Origin of the sequence: Alteromonas sp. Cnat2-8, from assembly GCF_022348355.1 — a bacterium.
Classification (GTDB): Bacteria; Pseudomonadota; Gammaproteobacteria; order Enterobacterales; family Alteromonadaceae; genus Alteromonas; species Alteromonas macleodii.
In genome coordinates, this window is the sequence record NZ_JAKREX010000003.1 from 284,853 (window position 1) to 301,990 (window position 17,138).

Annotated in this window: 13 protein-coding genes; 11 read left to right on the forward strand and 2 right to left on the reverse strand. The window is 45.8% G+C overall.

The genetic code is table 11. From position 1 onward, the window contains the following. Nucleotides 1-10 precede the first annotated feature (10 nt). The gene (locus MHN00_RS09090; protein WP_239217753.1) at nucleotides 11-1,159 is read right to left on the reverse strand and encodes a serine hydrolase domain-containing protein; all 1,149 of its coding nucleotides are present in this window, start codon (nucleotides 1,157-1,159) and stop codon (nucleotides 11-13) included. A 299-nt stretch (nucleotides 1,160-1,458) separates the two neighbouring features. On the opposite strand from MHN00_RS09090, the gene MHN00_RS09095 reads away from it, so the two are divergent. Genes MHN00_RS09095 through MHN00_RS09105 form a run of 3 tightly spaced genes read left to right on the forward strand, consistent with a single transcriptional unit; the run spans nucleotide 1,459 to nucleotide 4,382 of the window. After that, nucleotides 1,459-2,901, forward strand: coding sequence for an Ada metal-binding domain-containing protein (locus tag MHN00_RS09095; protein ID WP_239300958.1), 1,443 nt, complete (start codon nucleotides 1,459-1,461; stop codon nucleotides 2,899-2,901). A 14-nt stretch (nucleotides 2,902-2,915) separates the two neighbouring features. Then, nucleotides 2,916-3,464 carry a methylated-DNA--[protein]-cysteine S-methyltransferase gene (locus MHN00_RS09100; RefSeq protein ID WP_239300959.1) on the forward strand — a complete coding sequence of 183 codons (549 nt, stop codon included), beginning with the start codon at nucleotides 2,916-2,918 and terminating at the stop codon, nucleotides 3,462-3,464. A 33-nt stretch (nucleotides 3,465-3,497) separates the two neighbouring features. Further along, on the forward strand, nucleotides 3,498-4,382 hold the full coding sequence (locus tag MHN00_RS09105) for a DMT family transporter (protein WP_239300960.1): 885 nt from the start codon (nucleotides 3,498-3,500) through the stop codon (nucleotides 4,380-4,382). A 17-nt stretch (nucleotides 4,383-4,399) separates the two neighbouring features. Here MHN00_RS09105 and MHN00_RS09110 read toward each other — a convergent pair whose 3' ends face one another. Beyond that, entirely contained in the window at nucleotides 4,400-5,821 is a 1,422-nt protein-coding gene (locus MHN00_RS09110; protein ID WP_014977725.1) for a diguanylate cyclase, read from the reverse strand. Between the two features lie 237 nt (nucleotides 5,822-6,058). Between MHN00_RS09110 and glmU the strand changes: the two genes are divergently transcribed. The 8 genes from glmU (at nucleotide 6,059) to MHN00_RS09150 (ending at nucleotide 17,126) form a co-directional block, all read left to right on the forward strand. After that, nucleotides 6,059-7,417: a bifunctional UDP-N-acetylglucosamine diphosphorylase/glucosamine-1-phosphate N-acetyltransferase GlmU gene (glmU, locus tag MHN00_RS09115; protein WP_239300961.1), complete on the forward strand. Its 1,359-nt coding sequence runs from the start codon at nucleotides 6,059-6,061 to the stop codon at nucleotides 7,415-7,417. Nucleotides 7,418-7,706: 289 nt separating this feature from the next. Continuing rightward, nucleotides 7,707-8,747: a Gfo/Idh/MocA family oxidoreductase gene (locus MHN00_RS09120; RefSeq protein ID WP_239300962.1), complete on the forward strand. Its 1,041-nt coding sequence runs from the start codon at nucleotides 7,707-7,709 to the stop codon at nucleotides 8,745-8,747. 197 nt (nucleotides 8,748-8,944) lie between these two features. Further along, nucleotides 8,945-9,757, forward strand: a complete 813-nt coding sequence (locus MHN00_RS09125) for a DeoR family transcriptional regulator (RefSeq protein WP_239239163.1) — start codon at nucleotides 8,945-8,947, stop codon at nucleotides 9,755-9,757. 2 nt (nucleotides 9,758-9,759) lie between these two features. Beyond that, entirely contained in the window at nucleotides 9,760-11,592 is a 1,833-nt protein-coding gene (gene glmS, locus MHN00_RS09130; RefSeq protein ID WP_239300964.1) for a glutamine--fructose-6-phosphate transaminase (isomerizing), read from the forward strand. Between the two features lie 274 nt (nucleotides 11,593-11,866). Then, entirely contained in the window at nucleotides 11,867-12,853 is a 987-nt protein-coding gene (locus tag MHN00_RS09135) for an LLM class flavin-dependent oxidoreductase (protein ID WP_239300965.1), read from the forward strand. A 124-nt stretch (nucleotides 12,854-12,977) separates the two neighbouring features. Further along, nucleotides 12,978-14,000, forward strand: coding sequence for an ABC transporter substrate binding protein (locus MHN00_RS09140; RefSeq protein WP_239300966.1), 1,023 nt, complete (start codon nucleotides 12,978-12,980; stop codon nucleotides 13,998-14,000). A gap of 19 nt (nucleotides 14,001-14,019) precedes the next feature. Further along, nucleotides 14,020-15,945 carry an ATP-binding protein gene (locus tag MHN00_RS09145; RefSeq protein WP_110288894.1) on the forward strand — a complete coding sequence of 642 codons (1,926 nt, stop codon included), beginning with the start codon at nucleotides 14,020-14,022 and terminating at the stop codon, nucleotides 15,943-15,945. A gap of 104 nt (nucleotides 15,946-16,049) precedes the next feature. Beyond that, on the forward strand, nucleotides 16,050-17,126 hold the full coding sequence (locus tag MHN00_RS09150; protein WP_239300967.1) for a GGDEF domain-containing protein: 1,077 nt from the start codon (nucleotides 16,050-16,052) through the stop codon (nucleotides 17,124-17,126). Nucleotides 17,127-17,138 lie beyond the last annotated feature (12 nt).

Sequence of the window (17,138 nt, forward strand, 5' to 3'; positions counted from 1 at the left end):
GATGCCGATATTACTTATCTGCGTCGGCTTTTTTCAAGTAACGCTTCCAAAACTCGGCTGTTGTTGAATTAATCATATTCGACTCTGCGTTCATCAGCATCACATAGCCAACTTTGTGTTCAGGCAAAAACGCCACGTCAGCGCGATAGCCTTTTACCCAACCCCCATGATAGTTAAGCTGTAATCCATTTAAGTCGTAAATACGCCAACCCAAACCATAGTGAGCATCGTCAATCATGCCGCGCCAACCTCTGCGGTAGGTTTCACGCTTCGTTTTCACGCGCTTTGTAGTGACATAGTCCACCATTTCATCGGATATGACCGTGGGGAACTCGCCTAGCAGCGCTTGCAGATAAATCGTCATATCTGAAATGCTAGCGTTAACGCCAGCAGCTGGAGAGAACCGGTAGTAGTTGCTTTCTACCTTTCCTTCGCGCCATTTATTTCTGGCGATAGCAATATGAGGTTGAGCCCATGATTCTGATGCAAGCAATCCGCCTTTTCCAACACTGGCTGTTTTCATACCTAGTGGTGCAAACAGGTTGGCCTGAAGCTGTCGTGAGTAAGAGGTATTATTGTTGCTGAAGTAGTATTCCAGCGCACCAAAGAGTGCATTTTGATAGGTATAGCATTCACCCGGCGCACACAGTGGTTCAAGCTCGCCCAGGGATTTAAGCACGCGCTCCAGCGAGTAGTCAGCTTCAATAAGGTTGTCGTAAGCGTTGGGCATAAAGCCACTAGATTGGCCAACGATATGTTGCAGTTGCAGCGCATTCATTCCTTTGCCTTTAAAAGGAATGTCGGGTAATAAGGTGGTTATCGGCGTTTCCCAGCTAAGCTGGTTTTTTTCTACAAGTTTAGCTGACAACAACGCAGTAAAGGTTTTTGAAACAGAAGCTAGCCTGAATACTGTGTTCTCTGTAACTTTCTCTCCGCCGCGTTTGCGGGTACTTCCATATACGTAAACCCTTGGCGCTTTGCCCTGTTCATAAAACACAAACGCATAACCAGGCACGTTGTATTTTGAGGCTTCCTTTTGAACGTAACTAGCATAGTCATCAAGCCAATCCGCAAAAGCGCTTTGTGTAATGACCATTAGCATCGCTATCAGCCAAATTTTAGACAGGCGCAGCTTGAAGGTGCGCAAAGAGTTCAGCATACAGTCAGCTCGTTAAGCCTGTGGTTTTCTGATACATCCATCAGGCGCTCATTATTATTATCGCATTATTATGCGTTTAGCTGCTCCAATGATCAAATGTCGCCAATTATGCTCACTATCTCTTCAATGATTTGATTTATTCTAGCGGTAAGCGAACCGTTGTAAGAATATGCAAGAAAGGAAGAGAAGTTCGACTAGCAAGATTTGTAATTATTGAGTTCTGATTTTGTCGCACCAACAGAGCCAATGCACGATACACTAGATAAAGGTGATAAACGACAGGTGGGAAGTGCATTCTAATGCCAGACAGTCTTTTTGTCTCAGACATGGGGGTTTCAGAAAACTCGACAACTGCTGAGTCAGTGCTTTCAAAAGCAAGACTTAGTAGAGATCCGCGCTTTGACGGACGATTTTTTGTGGCGGTAAAAACAACCGGTATTTTTTGTAGGCCAATCTGTCCAGCGCGACTTCCTAAAGAAGAGAATGTGACTTACTTTCAACACGCCACACAGGCAATGGCACATGGTTATCGTCCATGTTTTCGCTGCAGACCAGACAGTGCACCTCGTTCAGCGGCGTGGAAAGGCGTGGGCGCAACGATTAACCGAGCGTTGTCGCTGCTATCTGTTATTCCCATTGAGCGCGTTGCGGATATTGCTATGCGGTTGGGTATTAGTGAGCGTTACCTTAATAAGTTGGTCGTCAATGCTGTGGGCATACCGCCTAAGCAGTTTCAAAATATGCAGCGCACTTTGTTTGCAAAGCAGCTTATTCAACAAACTCATTTATCTATGACAGATATCGCAATTACGGCAGGCTATCAATCACTGAGACAACTGCAGCGTGCCATAGAGCAATATTGCGCTACGTCTCCTACCCAGCTTAGAAAAAAAGAGCAGGTTCAACAAAAGGCTATCTCTTTATTTCTTTCTTATCGGCCGCCGTACAATTGGCCCTATATACGAGATTTCTTGGCAACCCGCGCTATTGAAGGCATGGAACGAGTAACGGACCAGAGCTATGAACGATACTTTTCATGCAATGAAAGTTTAGGCTTTTTTAAAGCCATTCACGACGAGGCGCGCCACGGATTCAAACTTCTCATCGACATGCCTGATTTAGGTCGTCTTCATACGATAATTGAAAATATAAAGCAGGTACTAGATCTTCACGCTGACCCGCTTTTAATTGAACAAAGCCTATTGCAGTCTGGGTTACCGCCGAGCAAGTTAACGCCTGGGCTACGCCTTCCCAGTGCATGGAGCGTATTTGAAAGCGGCTGCCGGGCTATTGTAGGCCAGCAAGTTAGTGTAAAAGCGGCTATTGGCCAGGTGACTTTACTGGTACATCAGCTGGGCGAAACGGTCTCTGATGCGCTCCCGTCAAACGGTCTTGAATCTATAACGAGTGAACGCTACAGCTTTCCCTCGCCTGAAAGTGTGGCCGAAAACAGTCTTGAATTCTTACGTATGCCACAGGCGAGAAAAGAGGCAGTACGTCATTTTGCTCGTTTATTCATAAACGGTAACATGCCAAGCCATGAAGACATACTCGCCATTAAAGGCGTGGGCCCGTGGACGCTCGACTATTTAAAAATGCGGGGGGAGAGAAATCCTGACGTCTATCTTGGCGGCGATTTGATCGTTCGTAAAATGGCCCAGCAGTACCCCATAGCGCCCGAAAAAGCGGCACCTTGGCGCAGTTATTTAACCCTTCAATTGTGGCAGTTAAGCAATCAGTAAAGAGAGTCGTTAGTATGAAATATACAGATTTCGTGAACAGCATACAGGGGCTTGTTAAAGTTGAAGCCACTGATAAAGGTATAACGGCTATCGCGTTCGTGAGTGCCGCTGAATCAGGTAATACGGCCAACGCAAAGCAGGGTGGCATAGGCAGAAAAACTGCAGCGCAAGAAAGCGTGCTAAGCAACGACTTTCATTCGCAAAAAAACGCCATCACCGAAGCAGCGTGCAGTCAGTTACAAGCATACTTTGACGGTACGTTACGCGAGTTTGACCTACCGCTTTGCCCTAAAGGTACGGCGTTTCAGAATCAGGTGTGGGATGCCTTGCAGCACGTTAAATACGGCGAAACCGCTAGCTATTTAGACATCGCAAAAGCCATTGGCAACCCAAAAGCTGTCCGCGCCGTGGGTATGGCAAATGGTCGTAATCCTATTGCTATTGTCGTGCCTTGCCATCGTATAATCGGAAGTAATAAAACCCTAACGGGCTATGCAGGTGGTTTACCGCGTAAGCAGTATTTACTTAATTTAGAAGGAGCCCAAGGGGTGCTGGGGCTATAAAAGAATGGGTGATAAGAAAATGGTGATAAAAGAATGGCAATAAGAGACATTATCTCGCTGCTTGTGTTAGCCGGTATCTGGGGCGGTTCATTTATTTTCATGCGTGTTGCCGCACCTGAATTTGGCATTTATGTATTAGTAGCCATTCGTACCGTGCTTGCTACAGCGGTATTGCTACCATTGCTTTTAATACGAGGGTCGGTAAAAGACATAAAGCGCCACTGGTTGGCCATTGCGCTGGTGGGCATGGCTAACACGGCGGTGCCTTTCGTCCTGTTTAATTACAGCAGCCTGCATTTAGAGGCAGGGGTGAATGCCATTTTAAATGCCACGGCTCCCATGTTTGGCGCCATTGTCGCTTGGCTGTGGTTAGGTGACAAACTAACAAAGTCAGCAGTAGCGGGGCTTTTTGTAGGCTTTGTAGGCGTAACCGTTATTAGTCAGCAAAAGCTTGGCGAGGGCGATATTAGTTTTCTTCCTATTTTGACTGCATTATTGGCCACCACTGGCTACGGCGTAGCGGCGTGTATGATGAAGAAATGGTTGCAGGGGGTTAAACCTTTGGTGGTCGCTACAGGTAGTCAGGCTATGGCCAGCGTGATGCTAGCACCATTCGCGCTTGCGACTTTGCCAGAAACAATGCCAAGCGTTAATGCATGGGTAAATGCGGTAGCGCTGGCTGTCGGTGGCACGGGTATAGCGTATATCTTATATTTCAAACTCATAGCTGACATCGGCCCAGCCAAAGCCATTACTGTAGCCTACTTGGTACCACTATTTGGCATTATTTGGGGTGTACTGTTCTTGCAAGAGCACTTATCAATTCAAACCATTGTGGGTGGTTTAATGATTTTGTTCGGTGTGGCGTTAACCACAGGCGTTCTCAAAAGAAAACGCCTTAAGGTTAAACCTGCTTAAATTGAAACAAACCTGGGCTAGTCTATTAGCTGCATTCTTACTAAGTTGCTGCCGTCGCGCTTGGCTTGATAAAGCGCGTCTTCCGCGTGCGCGGTAACTTCGTGCATAGCACGTGGTGACGCAGTGTAAGATATACCAATAGACGCTGTAATAAGCAGTTCTGGTAACTCTTGTAGCGGCGGCAAGGTAGCGATGCCGTGACGAAGATTTTGTGCCATATCAAAAGCCACATGCGGGCCGGTATGTGGCAATAGAATAATGAATTCTGCACTGCTCCAGCGTCCCAGTACATCTTGCTCGCGCAAGTGCTCAGCCAAATACGCCACAACTTTATCCAATAAGTCGTCGCCTGCGTTTCTGCCGTGAGCGTCAACAATGTCAGAAAACTCATCAATGCTAATCAGCATTACGCTTAGTGACTTATGTTCAGCCAGTAGCGTTTTGTAGATAAGCTGTAAATTCTCTTTTTCTGGAAGACGGTTAGTATGGCGAACAACCAGATCTGGCTGCATGTCTTTTCTGAAGTAATACAACAGATTGTAGATAAGCAAAAACAGCGAGAATACAACAACCAGTAGTGTTACAACGCTGAATATAAATGCTTGTGAAATTTCAGCCTGGCGTTCTTCAAGTGGACTGAGTAAAAACACCGTCCAACCAAATTGATTAAGTTTTACTTCGGCAATAAGGTAATCATTCTGGTCGATAGTCACTAATTTATTGTTGAGTGCCTGCTCGTTCTGGATAGTAAGGGGAAGGCTGGCATACCAAGGCAATTCTGACAAATTGGTAAAGTCAGAGTAAGACGCGATAAGATTAGGATCAGAAGACAGCATAATGTCACCCTCACCATCTACAAACAAAAAGTCGTAGCCGTACTCTTGCTTATAGGTATCGAAGACCTCGATAAAACTGCGCAGACTCTTTCCAACACCAAAGAAGCCCAAGAAGCGGCCATCTTCATCGTGGATCTTTATATCAATATAGAAATGGGTGTCTTCCCATTTACCGATATCTGCCACGGCATCGGTAGGGTAGTCCTTGTACTTGAAATACCAGCTTACTTCCCCTTCAATCAGGTTAATTATGCTGCCATCAGAATTATATTGTTTTCTGTCTGCCTCGCTGGCAATAAAGAAAGACAACCCAAACTCGTTTTCAAGACGATCCAATGTTTTGAAAACAGCCTCTTGGTCAATCGTTTCTCCATCCATCAAGTCTACTAACTCGGTGGAATGCCCCAAAGCTTCTGAAATATGGAGTGGTTTTAAAAGTTGCTCCACAATAAGTGAGATTGCGGGCGAAAGTGACTGTTGTTGCGCGCGACTCTGCTCGGCAACAATCTTGGAAATACTAAAATGTACCAGTGTAACGATAGCGATAACCACTACCGCGAATAACACTAAAATGCTTCTATGCAGTGTTCTAAATGTGTTCACAGACTGCGCATGCTCCCTTGCCTGACTGAACTTTACCTATAATGGTAAGTATACCTGTTGCAATATTGAACTACTAGGTGACTATCATTAACTTTAGACTAAATAACAATGAAGGAAAACACCTAGTTTTCGCTCTCTGCAAATAGCTTTTTATCACGAATGAACCGCTGACATATGCTATTCCCTTGGTTACACTATGCTCCGATTTTCATTCTCTTTGCGAAATAAAGGAATTATATGGCTTTCTCAGTGGTTGTTTTAGCGGCGGGTAAAGGTACTCGTATGAAATCGTCGTTGCCCAAGGTGTTACACAAAGTAGGTGGTGTGCCTATGGTGCAGCGAATTATCAACACAGTAAAATCACTGGGTGCTGACAATATTCATTTGGTCTACGGTCATGGCGGCGACCAACTAAAGGCAACGGTTGTTGAAGACAATCTAAACTGGTGCTTACAGGCCGAACAGTTAGGTACAGGCCACGCTGTTCAGCAAGCGGCACCTCATATTAAAGACAATGAAGACGTGCTTGTTCTGGTTGGCGACGCGCCACTTATTCGCGAAGAGACACTAAGTGCGTTAAAAGCTGCAAAGAAAAGCTGTGATTTAGCACTGCTCACTGTAAATCTAGACGACCCCACAGGCATGGGCCGTATTATTCGTGAGAATGACAACATTACCGCGATAGTTGAGCACAAAGACGCCACTGATGCCCAGCGTGAAATTAAAGAAATTAATACCGGTATGATGATGATGTCTGGCGTTGATCTTAAGCGCTGGTTGGGCGAGTTAAGCAATGATAACGCGCAAGGTGAGTATTACCTTACCGACGTTATTGCCATGGCAGCGGCCGAAGGCAAGCGAATTCAGTCAGCACAGCCACAGTCTGCGGTAGAAGTGGAAGGCGTTAATAATCGTTTGCAGTTAGCTAACCTGGAGCGCGCGCTTCAGAGTCGCCAAGCCGAGGAGCTAATGACCAATGGCGTGACCTTGCTGGATCCTGCTCGTTTTGACTTACGCGGCCAGCTTGAAACCGGTAACGACGTAATTATCGACGTTAACGTTATTGTTGAAGGTAAGGTGACACTTGGTAGCAACGTCAACATTGGTGCAAACTGTATTCTGCGCAACTGTACTATTGCCGATAACGCTGTAATTGAAGCTAATTCTATTGTTGAAGAAGCCAGTGTAGGTGAAGCCTGTACGGTCGGGCCTTTCGCTCGACTACGCCCTGGTGCAGTAATGCAGAAAAATGCCAAAGTGGGTAACTTCGTGGAAATGAAGAAGGCTATTTTAGGCGAGGGCGCCAAAGCGAATCACTTAACCTACCTAGGCGATGCAGAAGTGGGTGCCAAAGCGAACATTGGCGCAGGCACAATTACCTGTAACTACGACGGTGTGAACAAGTCCAAAACCGTCATCGGCGACAATGCCTTTATCGGCTCAAACTCGTCGCTTGTCGCGCCTGTAAACATTGGCAAAGGCGCTACCGTAGGTGCTGGTTCCGTGATCACGTCAACCGTAGACGAAGACGCGCTAGCCGTTGCCCGCGGTAAGCAGCGCAATATTCCAAATTGGCCGCGCCCGACCAAAAAATAAAGACGTACCCTTATTAAAGCTCGCTAACGGGTTACATGGTGAGATAGGGCTGGCAAACACAAATAGTGATTAGCTAGCCCAGTTTCTTCTTCAGTCCCATCAAACTATCGCCCAGTCAGAAAGATGACAAAATCAGAGGGCTTAAATTAACGTCTACTGTGTCGCTGTAAACGCAACTCATTCAGCTATCTGTCTTCTAAATAATGAACTATCTAAGGTTTCCCCTATCTATCATTACTGATAGTGTGTGTTTACTTACCTCTTAATTCTCGTTACACAAGGATATGCGATGATATCTACACTTCTGGTTGGCTTTGGATTTTCCGCCACAACCTTTCATTTGCCATTTCTAAATTATCTACCGCAGTTCTCTGTCGATGTGGTTATCTCTTCAAAACCTGATGCGGTTAACGCAGTTTTACCCCATGCTGAAGTGTATGGCTCGTTGGAAGAAGCGCTTAAAATTCACGATGTAGATTTGGTGGTTATTACAACCCCAAATCACCTTCATGGGCCACAGGCGAAACTGGCATTAGAGCACAGCTGTCACGTATTGGTAGAAAAGCCATTTACATTAGATAGTGAAGAAGCAGAAGCTTTAGTAGAGCTTGCACATTCTCAAAATAAACAGCTTTGTGTTTATCACAACAGACGTTTTGATGGCGATTTTCTTACGATTAAGCAGCTAATTAACGATGAAAAACTTGGCGACATTAAACGTTTGGAAAGCCGCTTCGACCGATTTCGCCCAGTACCACGAGACAGGTGGCGTGAAAATGCAGGGCCAGGAAGCGGTATCTTCTGGGATTTAGGTCCCCACTTAATCGACCAAGCGCTACAGCTTTTCGGCGAGCCGGAAGAAGTGTCGGCAAACATACAGGCCTTGCGTGAAAATGGACAGTCAGATGACACGTTCGATGTAACACTTCACTATGTTGATAAAGTTGTAAAGCTAGGTAGTTCAGCTTTTCAGGCAGGAGCGACATTGCGCTACGACTTGCAAGGCACAAAAGGCAGCTTTCGAAAGTTCTATTTAGATCCGCAAGAAGATCAATTGCGTGCAGAGCTATCTTTTGATGATGAACACTGGGCGATTACAAAAGATAACGAGCATGGCGTGCTAGCTGTGGTCAATGAAAGCGGCCAGCTAGTTGAAGAGACGGTGACAACATTGAAGGGTGAATATCTCACGTTTTTCAATCGCCTTGCTCACGCTATTGAAGACGGTAAATTCTCGCCGGCTGACGCGAGTACGGTCGTACCTGTTATCAAAGTCATTGAGCTAGCCATAAAAGCGAGTGCTCAAAAGAAATCGCTGGCGTTTAATTAAACAATTACCTTGATCGTCGTTTCAATTTAACTTACGATGCTTTCACTTTAAAACTAATAACTTTCGTTTTGAAAGTTATGATTGAATGTTGAAGGTGTGTTTGCGGACTGTTTTGCAGACTTTTCATGGCTTGTTCTCAATTGGAACAACGCGTACATGAAGGTTTAGCGAGAAGGCGGCAAGAGCATGAGGTTATATTGAAAAGTAGTAAATCGGTTGAACAGCGCCGCCAGCAGATAGTGGCGTGGGTGAAAGAGCATGGTCAATCTCAAGTTGAAGATTTGGCCGTGCGTTTTGCTACGTCTGAAGTCACCATTAGAAAAGATCTCGCAGCCCTTTCGCAGCAAGGTTTACTGATTCGACAGTTTGGTGGCGCAGTGCCTGTACCATCATCTACCAATTCAAATGCTGGGCCATCTCAGTTTATTACCAGTGACCCTTTCGCGAATTCAACTACTAGCCCAGCAATTAACGCTATAGGCCAACTTGCAGCGAGCTTGGTCAAACCGGGCAATAAGCTCGTTATAGACTGCGGGTCTACCACCGCATCCATCTTACCCCATTTATCACATGCCGATGATTTAGTGGTAATGACCAACACATTATCAACCGCCAATTACCTTACCCAAAGTGAAAAAGAGCCGACGGTGTTAATGGTAGGGGGCACATGGGATGCCCAATCTCAGTCGTTTCAAGGCGCTATGGCTGAACAGTTGGTTAGTGCCTATAGTTTTGACATTGCGTTTATTGGTGCCGCGGGCATAGATGTCAACAGAGGCACCACCACCTTTAACGAGCTTATTGGTGTAACCCGCGCCATGGCTGTGGCGGCTAGTAAGGTGGTTATAGTAGCCAGCTCAAAGAAATTAACGCATAAAATGCCTAACCTAGAGCTAAGCTGGAAAAACATTTCTGTTTTGATCACTGATGAAGGCATTTGTGAACAAGACAAACTTAATATTGAAAATCAGGGCGTGACAGTACTTATTGCAGCGCCGAGTGGAGAATAATTATGTGTGGAATAGTTGGCGCTGTAGCTGAGCGTAACGTGGTTGAAATCCTATTAGAAGGTTTAAAAAGACTGGAGTATCGCGGCTATGATTCAGCTGGCGTAGCGCTATTGCAAGGCGACGGCACGCTTACGCGTATTCGCCGTACAGGCAAAGTACAAGAGCTTGCTGATGCGGTGGCAGAAGGTGAAGCTTTGGGTACAACTGGAATTGCTCATACCCGTTGGGCAACGCACGGTGGTGTGACTGAAGCGAATGCGCACCCACACTTTTCAACTGAACGTGTAGCTGTTGTTCACAATGGTATTATTGAAAACTACGTTAACTTAAAAGCACAGTTAAAAGAGCAGGGCTATACCTTTACCAGCGACACCGACACAGAAACTATTGCTCACACCGTACACGAAGAGCTTAAGTCAGGTAAGACTTTACTAGACGCTGTGCAAAGTGCCGTTAAAACCTTCCACGGTGCGTATGGCACCGTCATCATGGATAAAGAAGATCCTAGTCGCGTAGTGGTTGCACGTTCGGGCAGCCCGCTTGTAATTGGTTTGGGGCTTGGCGAAAACTTCATTGCTTCGGACCAAATGGCATTGTTGCCAGTGACACGCCGCTTTATCTTTTTAGAAGAAGGCGATGTGGCAGAGATTACTCGTCGCGACGTTAAAATCTTCGATAAAGACGGCAATGCCGTTGAACGCGAAGTGATTGAGTCGAATATCGAGCACGACGCGGGTGACAAAGCGGGTTACCGCCACTACATGCTTAAGGAAATTCACGAGCAGCCAACCGTTGTGCGTAATGCGCTTAAAGATCGTATTGACGAAAACGGACTTACTGCTGACATATTTGGTAAAGGTGCTGGCGAGATATTCAAAAAAGTACAGCATGTACAAATTATTGCCTGTGGTACCAGCTACCATGCGGGTATGACGGCGCGCTATTGGCTAGAACAATATGCAAATGTGTCGTGCAACGTAGAAATTGCATCAGAATTCCGTTACCGCAAGTCAGTAGTGCACCCAAACAGCCTGCTTATTACTATCTCTCAATCAGGTGAGACAGCCGATACGTTAGCTGCCCTTCGCTTAGCAAAAGAGCTGGGCTATATGTCTAGTTTGACTATCTGTAACGTTCAGGGTTCGTCATTAGTACGCGAGTCAGACCTTGCATTTATGACCCGCGCTGGCGCGGAAATTGGCGTTGCGTCTACCAAAGCTTTCACTACTCAGCTCACTGCGTTCTTAATGCTTACCCTAGCACTGGGCAAAGAAAACGGCATGACAGACGCTGACAGCAAAGCTATTGTCTCTGCGCTTCATAGTCTACCTGCAAAGCTTGAAGAGACCTTAGCGATAACTGGTGGCATTGAAGATTTAGCTGAAGAATTTGCAGATAAGAACCACAGCTTGTTCCTAGGTCGTGGCGATCAATACCCTATTGCCATGGAAGGAGCGCTTAAGCTTAAAGAGATTTCTTATATTCATGCGGAAGCGTATGCGTCTGGTGAATTGAAACACGGCCCACTTGCGCTTATTGATGACGAAATGCCCGTTATTGTGGTTGCACCGAACAACGAACTCCTCGAGAAGCTAAAGTCGAACGTTGAAGAAGTACGTGCCCGTGGCGGCATCATGTATGTATTTGCGGATAAAGATGCGGCGTTTGAAGGTGATGAAACCATGCGCGTTATCAACGTACCGCACTGCGACGAACCAATCGCACCTATCATTTATACCTTGCCACTACAGCTTTTGAGCTACTACGTAGCGCTAATTAAGGGCACCGACGTTGACCAGCCGCGTAACTTGGCGAAGTCGGTTACGGTGGAATAAAGCACACTGCTGAAGCACTTATTCGTGCTCACAAACAAAGCCTGCGACTGACAAAAGCGCAGGCTTTTTTGTTTTCAATAGGCGAGTATTGGCTGCTAATTAAGCGGCTTTCCTGCAAGCCCATGAATCACTATTATTTCACTTCTCTTTCCACCACTCTCACTTTATCGATAAACCTTCTCCATCCGTCTTACTTTGTCAGGTAAGGCAGTTGTAAAACGAGGAGTAAGGTCATACCTATAAGTCATACCAAGTTTCAACATTGCGAGGCAACATGGCTATCCCATACTCACTGCTAGATTTAGCGCCAATATCTGAAGGGTTTGGCGTAAAAGACGCGTTAAACAATTCAAGGTTAATGGCTGTGGAAGCTGAGCGCTGTGGCTATGAACGTGTGTGGTTAGCCGAGCATCACGGCATGCATGGTGTTGCCAGTTCTGCCACCTCAGTAGTGTTAACGCACATTGCTAACGCCACCGCTACCATTAAAGTTGGTGCGGGCGGTATTATGCTGCCTAACCATGCACCTTTGGTCATTGCTGAACAGTTTGGCACCTTGGCTGAATTATTCCCTAATCGCATTGAGCTTGGACTTGGCCGTGCACCAGGCACTGATATGGCAACCGCACGCGCGCTTCGTCGTAATTTGCAAAGCGATGTGGACAGTTACCCAGAAGATATTCAAGAACTTCAGCACTACTTGGGTACACCGCAAGACGGGCAGCCGATTGTTGCAGTACCTGGGGCAAATACACATGTCCCCCTGTGGTTGCTTGGCTCTAGCTTATACAGTGCCCAAGTGGCGGCAAAAATGGGGCTGCCATATTCGTTCGCCTCGCATTTTGCGCCCGATGCGCTATTCGATGCGCTTCATGTGTACCGCAATATGTTTAAACCGTCGCCTCAGTTATCAGCGCCAAAAGCGATGGCTGGTGTAATGGTGGTGATTGCTGAAACCGATGAAGAGGCTGAACTCCTATTCACGTCAGTGAAGCAGCAATTTATGAACATGCGACGTGGTCTTAATAGGCCTTTCGCTAAGCCTATGCCTAACTTTGAAGAATATTGTACGGCGACTGACGAAGCAATGTTATCGAATGTATTGAGGTATGCGTTGGTAGGGTCGAAAGAAACGGTGCAAAACAAGCTAGCTCAGTTTGTTGAAGCGACGGGGGTTGATGAAATTATCGTGTCGATGCCGATTTACGATATAGAAGCGCGCTTGTTTAGCGTTAACGCATTTGCGGAAATCGCATCTTAGTTTTTAGACAGCTATTCCCAGTATTGAATATTTGGTTATAACTTCCACTATGAATGACCTTCGAATAACTTTATGATACGTCTATATATGCGTATTTTCAGTTAGTTGTGTTAGGTTCACAGTCATGACAAAGGTCTGGTTTTCCCTTCTTTTAGCTTTATCTTCTTTGATGTGGGGCACTAGTGCTGCTTTTGCGAAAGAAACCCTGGACCTAATTGTTCTTGAAACACTGCCTGTTCCAATTGTCGCTGATTCGCGGGCCGAGTTCGAAAAGGAACTTGCGCGGATTATGCCCAATCACGAGATTAACGTAACATCGTATAACGCCGAAGGCTCTGAAGTTCGTGCTAAGGAGATACTTACCGAGCTTGCACAAAACCCAGCGCCTGACCTTATTGTATCGGTGGCGACCCTTGCCACCAGAGCGCTGAATGCGTCTGAAGCGTTTGTTGATGTACCTAAGCTGTTTATGGCGGTCTCAGCACCGGTTGAAGAAGGAATAGTTTCTGCTATTGGTGCGGTTAGTGAACGCAACATGACGGGCGAGTCACACGTGCTAGACGCAAAGGTAAAGCTAGATATGTTAGAGGGTGTGCTCAGAGCGTCTAAGCCCTCATCGCATTTTACCATCGGTCTAGTCCATTCTACATACCCATCGTCAAGTAACTTGGTTAATCAACTTCTGGCACTGAATGGTGACTACGAGAACATAAATCTTGTTGCTGTTAGTACACCGTATATAGAAGGCGATGATGGACTGGTTGAAATGACTGACAGCATCATCAACAGCTTGCAGCAAAAAACAAACGAGCTGGATGGTTACTGGCTTTCATCTGGGCCGCTCGCGGAATCGAATGGCTTAGTAACAAAGGTAAAAGAAGCTACGGGACTGCTTCCTTTATTCGCAGAAAGCATTTCCTCTGTGAAAGAAGGTGCGCTTCTTGGCGTAGTATCTGAGCCAGCGAGTATTGGCAAATCAGCTGCAAGAAAAGCCAAGCTAATTCTTGAGAAAAAATCGGCGAGGGACATTCCCGTTGATAAAATGGATACGTACACTGTAGCGGTAAATGTGTCTACAGCAATCAAACTGCAGTTGCCCATTCCTTCAAATTACTTGAAGCTGTCGAAAAAACATGTGTATCAATAAGGCCTAATTAGAAGTAAGTATGCGGATTAAATCGAAACTGCTGGTTATCTACATTCCAATTTTATTAATTGGTATGGCACTTACTGGGTATTGGGCTTATTTGACGGCGTACGATTCAGTACGCGAAAGAGAATATCAGCTCCTCACTCAGACGCTTACATTAAACGTTTTAGAGATCATTGACGAAAGACGTGAACTGCTTATTGAGTCGGGCCTAGAGAATGTGCCTGTGTTTCGCGAGGCCTATCAAAAGGAAGTGTTTGAAGAGCTAAAGTCGTTGCAGCAAGCCACCGACCGCCACTTTGCGATCAGTGACAAGAGTGCTGATACTGTGGTGTTTAGTACGATGGAGCACACTGTGGTTCCTAATGTCGAAGATGCGACAATCGCAACCATTGCCAGCCGTAAGGTCGCCTTTGGTGAGTCGAATATCAACGATGCTGACGTGTTATTTGCGTGTGCGGAATTTGCGCCATGGAATTGGAAAGTTACCGTATTACAGCCTGCGGACGCACTGCAATCTTCCCTATCTACTATTGCGTGGCTAACGTCATTAGTGACGCTATTTGCTGTCGTTATTGTCAGTTTGCTTATGGGAAGAGTCACACAGGTGTTTGTTGTTTCTCCTATCGAAAAAATAAAATCAGCAGCAAGTCGCATTGCGGTTGACCATAAGAAGGTCAGTATAGACTTACAGCAAAACGACGAGTTAGGTAGTTTAGCGCGAGACGTTGAGGCAATGTCTGGTGAAATAGAACAGTACGTTGCTCAAGCTCAGCAAGCAAACCGCGCAAAAACGGATTTTCTTGCGGTAATGAGTCACGAAATTCGCACCCCACTGAACGGTATTCAGGGATTAGCAACGCTACTTCTTGATACGCAACTGTCGGATAAACAGCATCAGTATGCCAGCGATTTGAAATCATCGGCGTCTATTCTAGCGACCGTTATCAACGATGTTCTGGATCTTTCAAAAATTGAATCAGGTATGTCAGAGGTTGACGTTACAGAGTTCGATCTTGACGCAATGCTGAATGACCTTATTACGCTACTGGGTACCAATGCTAGCGCCAATAGTACGCGTTTGGTTTACAAAAGTAAGAACATGGAATCGGTGGCAGTAACCAGTGATATTACGAAGTTACGCCAGATAATCATTAACTTGGTGAGTAACGCAATTAAGTTTACTCATAAGGGCACTGTGACTATTTCCGCTAAGCTCAAACAGCCTTCCCAGGATACCGTGAGCGAGAACCATTTGGTAATTGCGGTTAAAGATACCGGTATTGGTATTGAGCCAGACAGACTCGAGCATATTTTTGATAAGTTTACGCAGTCCGATTCATCAATTACGCGTAAATACGGTGGCACTGGGCTAGGTCTTGCTATTGCAAAGCAGCTTGCACAAATATTAGGTGGTGATATTAAGGTGGTGAGCAAAGTAGGTGAAGGTTCATGCTTCACCGTTACCGCCAAGGTGCAGAGTCGTCGCGTGGTGGAGTCGTCGGCCGATTCGGATTCCGCGCGACAAGCAGAGCGCGCTAGCTTACCAGAAGGTATTAAAGTTCTGTTGGCTGAAGATAATGCCATTAATGCTGTGGTAGCACAGGCACTCTTAGAACAGCTGAAATGTGATGTTGAGCACGTTGATAATGGACTGAAAGCCGCTGCACGAGTAGAAGAGGGCGGTATTGATGTTGTTTTCATGGATGTGCACATGCCAGTGATGGACGGCATTGAAGCGACAAAACGCATTCGAAAGCTTGATGGAGAGCTTAGCAAAATCCCGGTTATAGGGCTTACCGCCGAAGCATTCAAAGAGCGGCACGTGTCATTTAAAGAAGCAGGGATGGACGACATCGTTACCAAACCAGTCACCGTTGAGGCACTGCAAGAAAGTTTGTCGAAACTGGCGCTTAATCAAGAAGTCACTGATAATAGTTAAAGTGATGCAGCTTCAGTAATTTGAAGTTGTAAGAGCCCGTGGGTGATTTCACCATGGGCTAATATATAGATGCTTTAACAGTAACTTATTGCTTAAGGTGGCGTGTGCAAATCAATAAACCCCGCGAGCTACTTCGGCTGAGAATTGCGCTGATCATTGGTGCTGTACTTGTGCTTGCCTTTATGGCTGCTGACTTGATGCTACTACCAAGCAGCATGTACGAGCTGTACATATTCGATCGCTTACTTCTTCAATTCCCTATTATACTCGTCGTTGTTGTACTCTCCTTCTGGCGCAGGTTCATCCAGCATCGAGCCTACATTTTCGCAGGGTTACTTATTGCGCTTTCTTACAGCAACTACTGGTTAATATGGGTTTGCTGGGAAGAGCACAGCTTCATTTTCCCCTACGAGGGCACCATTTTATATGCTTTCTTCTGTGTGTTTGCGCTGGGTATTGCCTTTAAATTAGCGCTAGCAGCCAACGTCATCAACATTCTGGGTTTCTTGGGGTTAATGTGGGTTGCGCCGGTTTATGGTGACAGAGTTCCAATTTCAATGGCATTTGTATCTGGGTCTTTGTTTATTTGTGTCTATGCCCGTTATCGGTTAGATCGCAGCGTACGCATGTTAAAAGAAACCAATGACAGGCTACTTAAACTTAGCAAATTTGACCCCTTATCTGATTTATTGAATCGGCGTGCGTTACGAGAGCAGAGTGAAAAACTGTTGGCGTTGAGTAAGCGTCATAAAGTGTCGATGGCCGTGATGATGCTCGACTTAGACGACTTTAAAAAATATAACGACAGTTTTGGTCATCAGCAGGGTGATGAAGCCATAAAAATACAAGTCCGCATTATGAAGCAGGTCTTTAAGCGAGAGACAGACATATTAGGTCGGTACGGTGGCGAAGAGTTTATTGTTGTATTGAGCGACATTCAGAAAGAACAAGTTGAGAAGCACTGTGATGCACTTTTGAATAAGTGGACAGAAGCAGCATTAGAACATGCACAAGATGCAAAGCATCCTTTAATGAGTTGTTCCATTGGTGTGGTGTTTGCCAAGTCGGCCGAGAATATGTCAATCGATTGCCTTATTGACGAAGCAGATAAAGCACTTTACGAAGCAAAAGAAAAAGGTAAAGCCCAGTTTGTATTAAATCAGGCGCAGTGCTTAGAATAACACTGCGCTTTT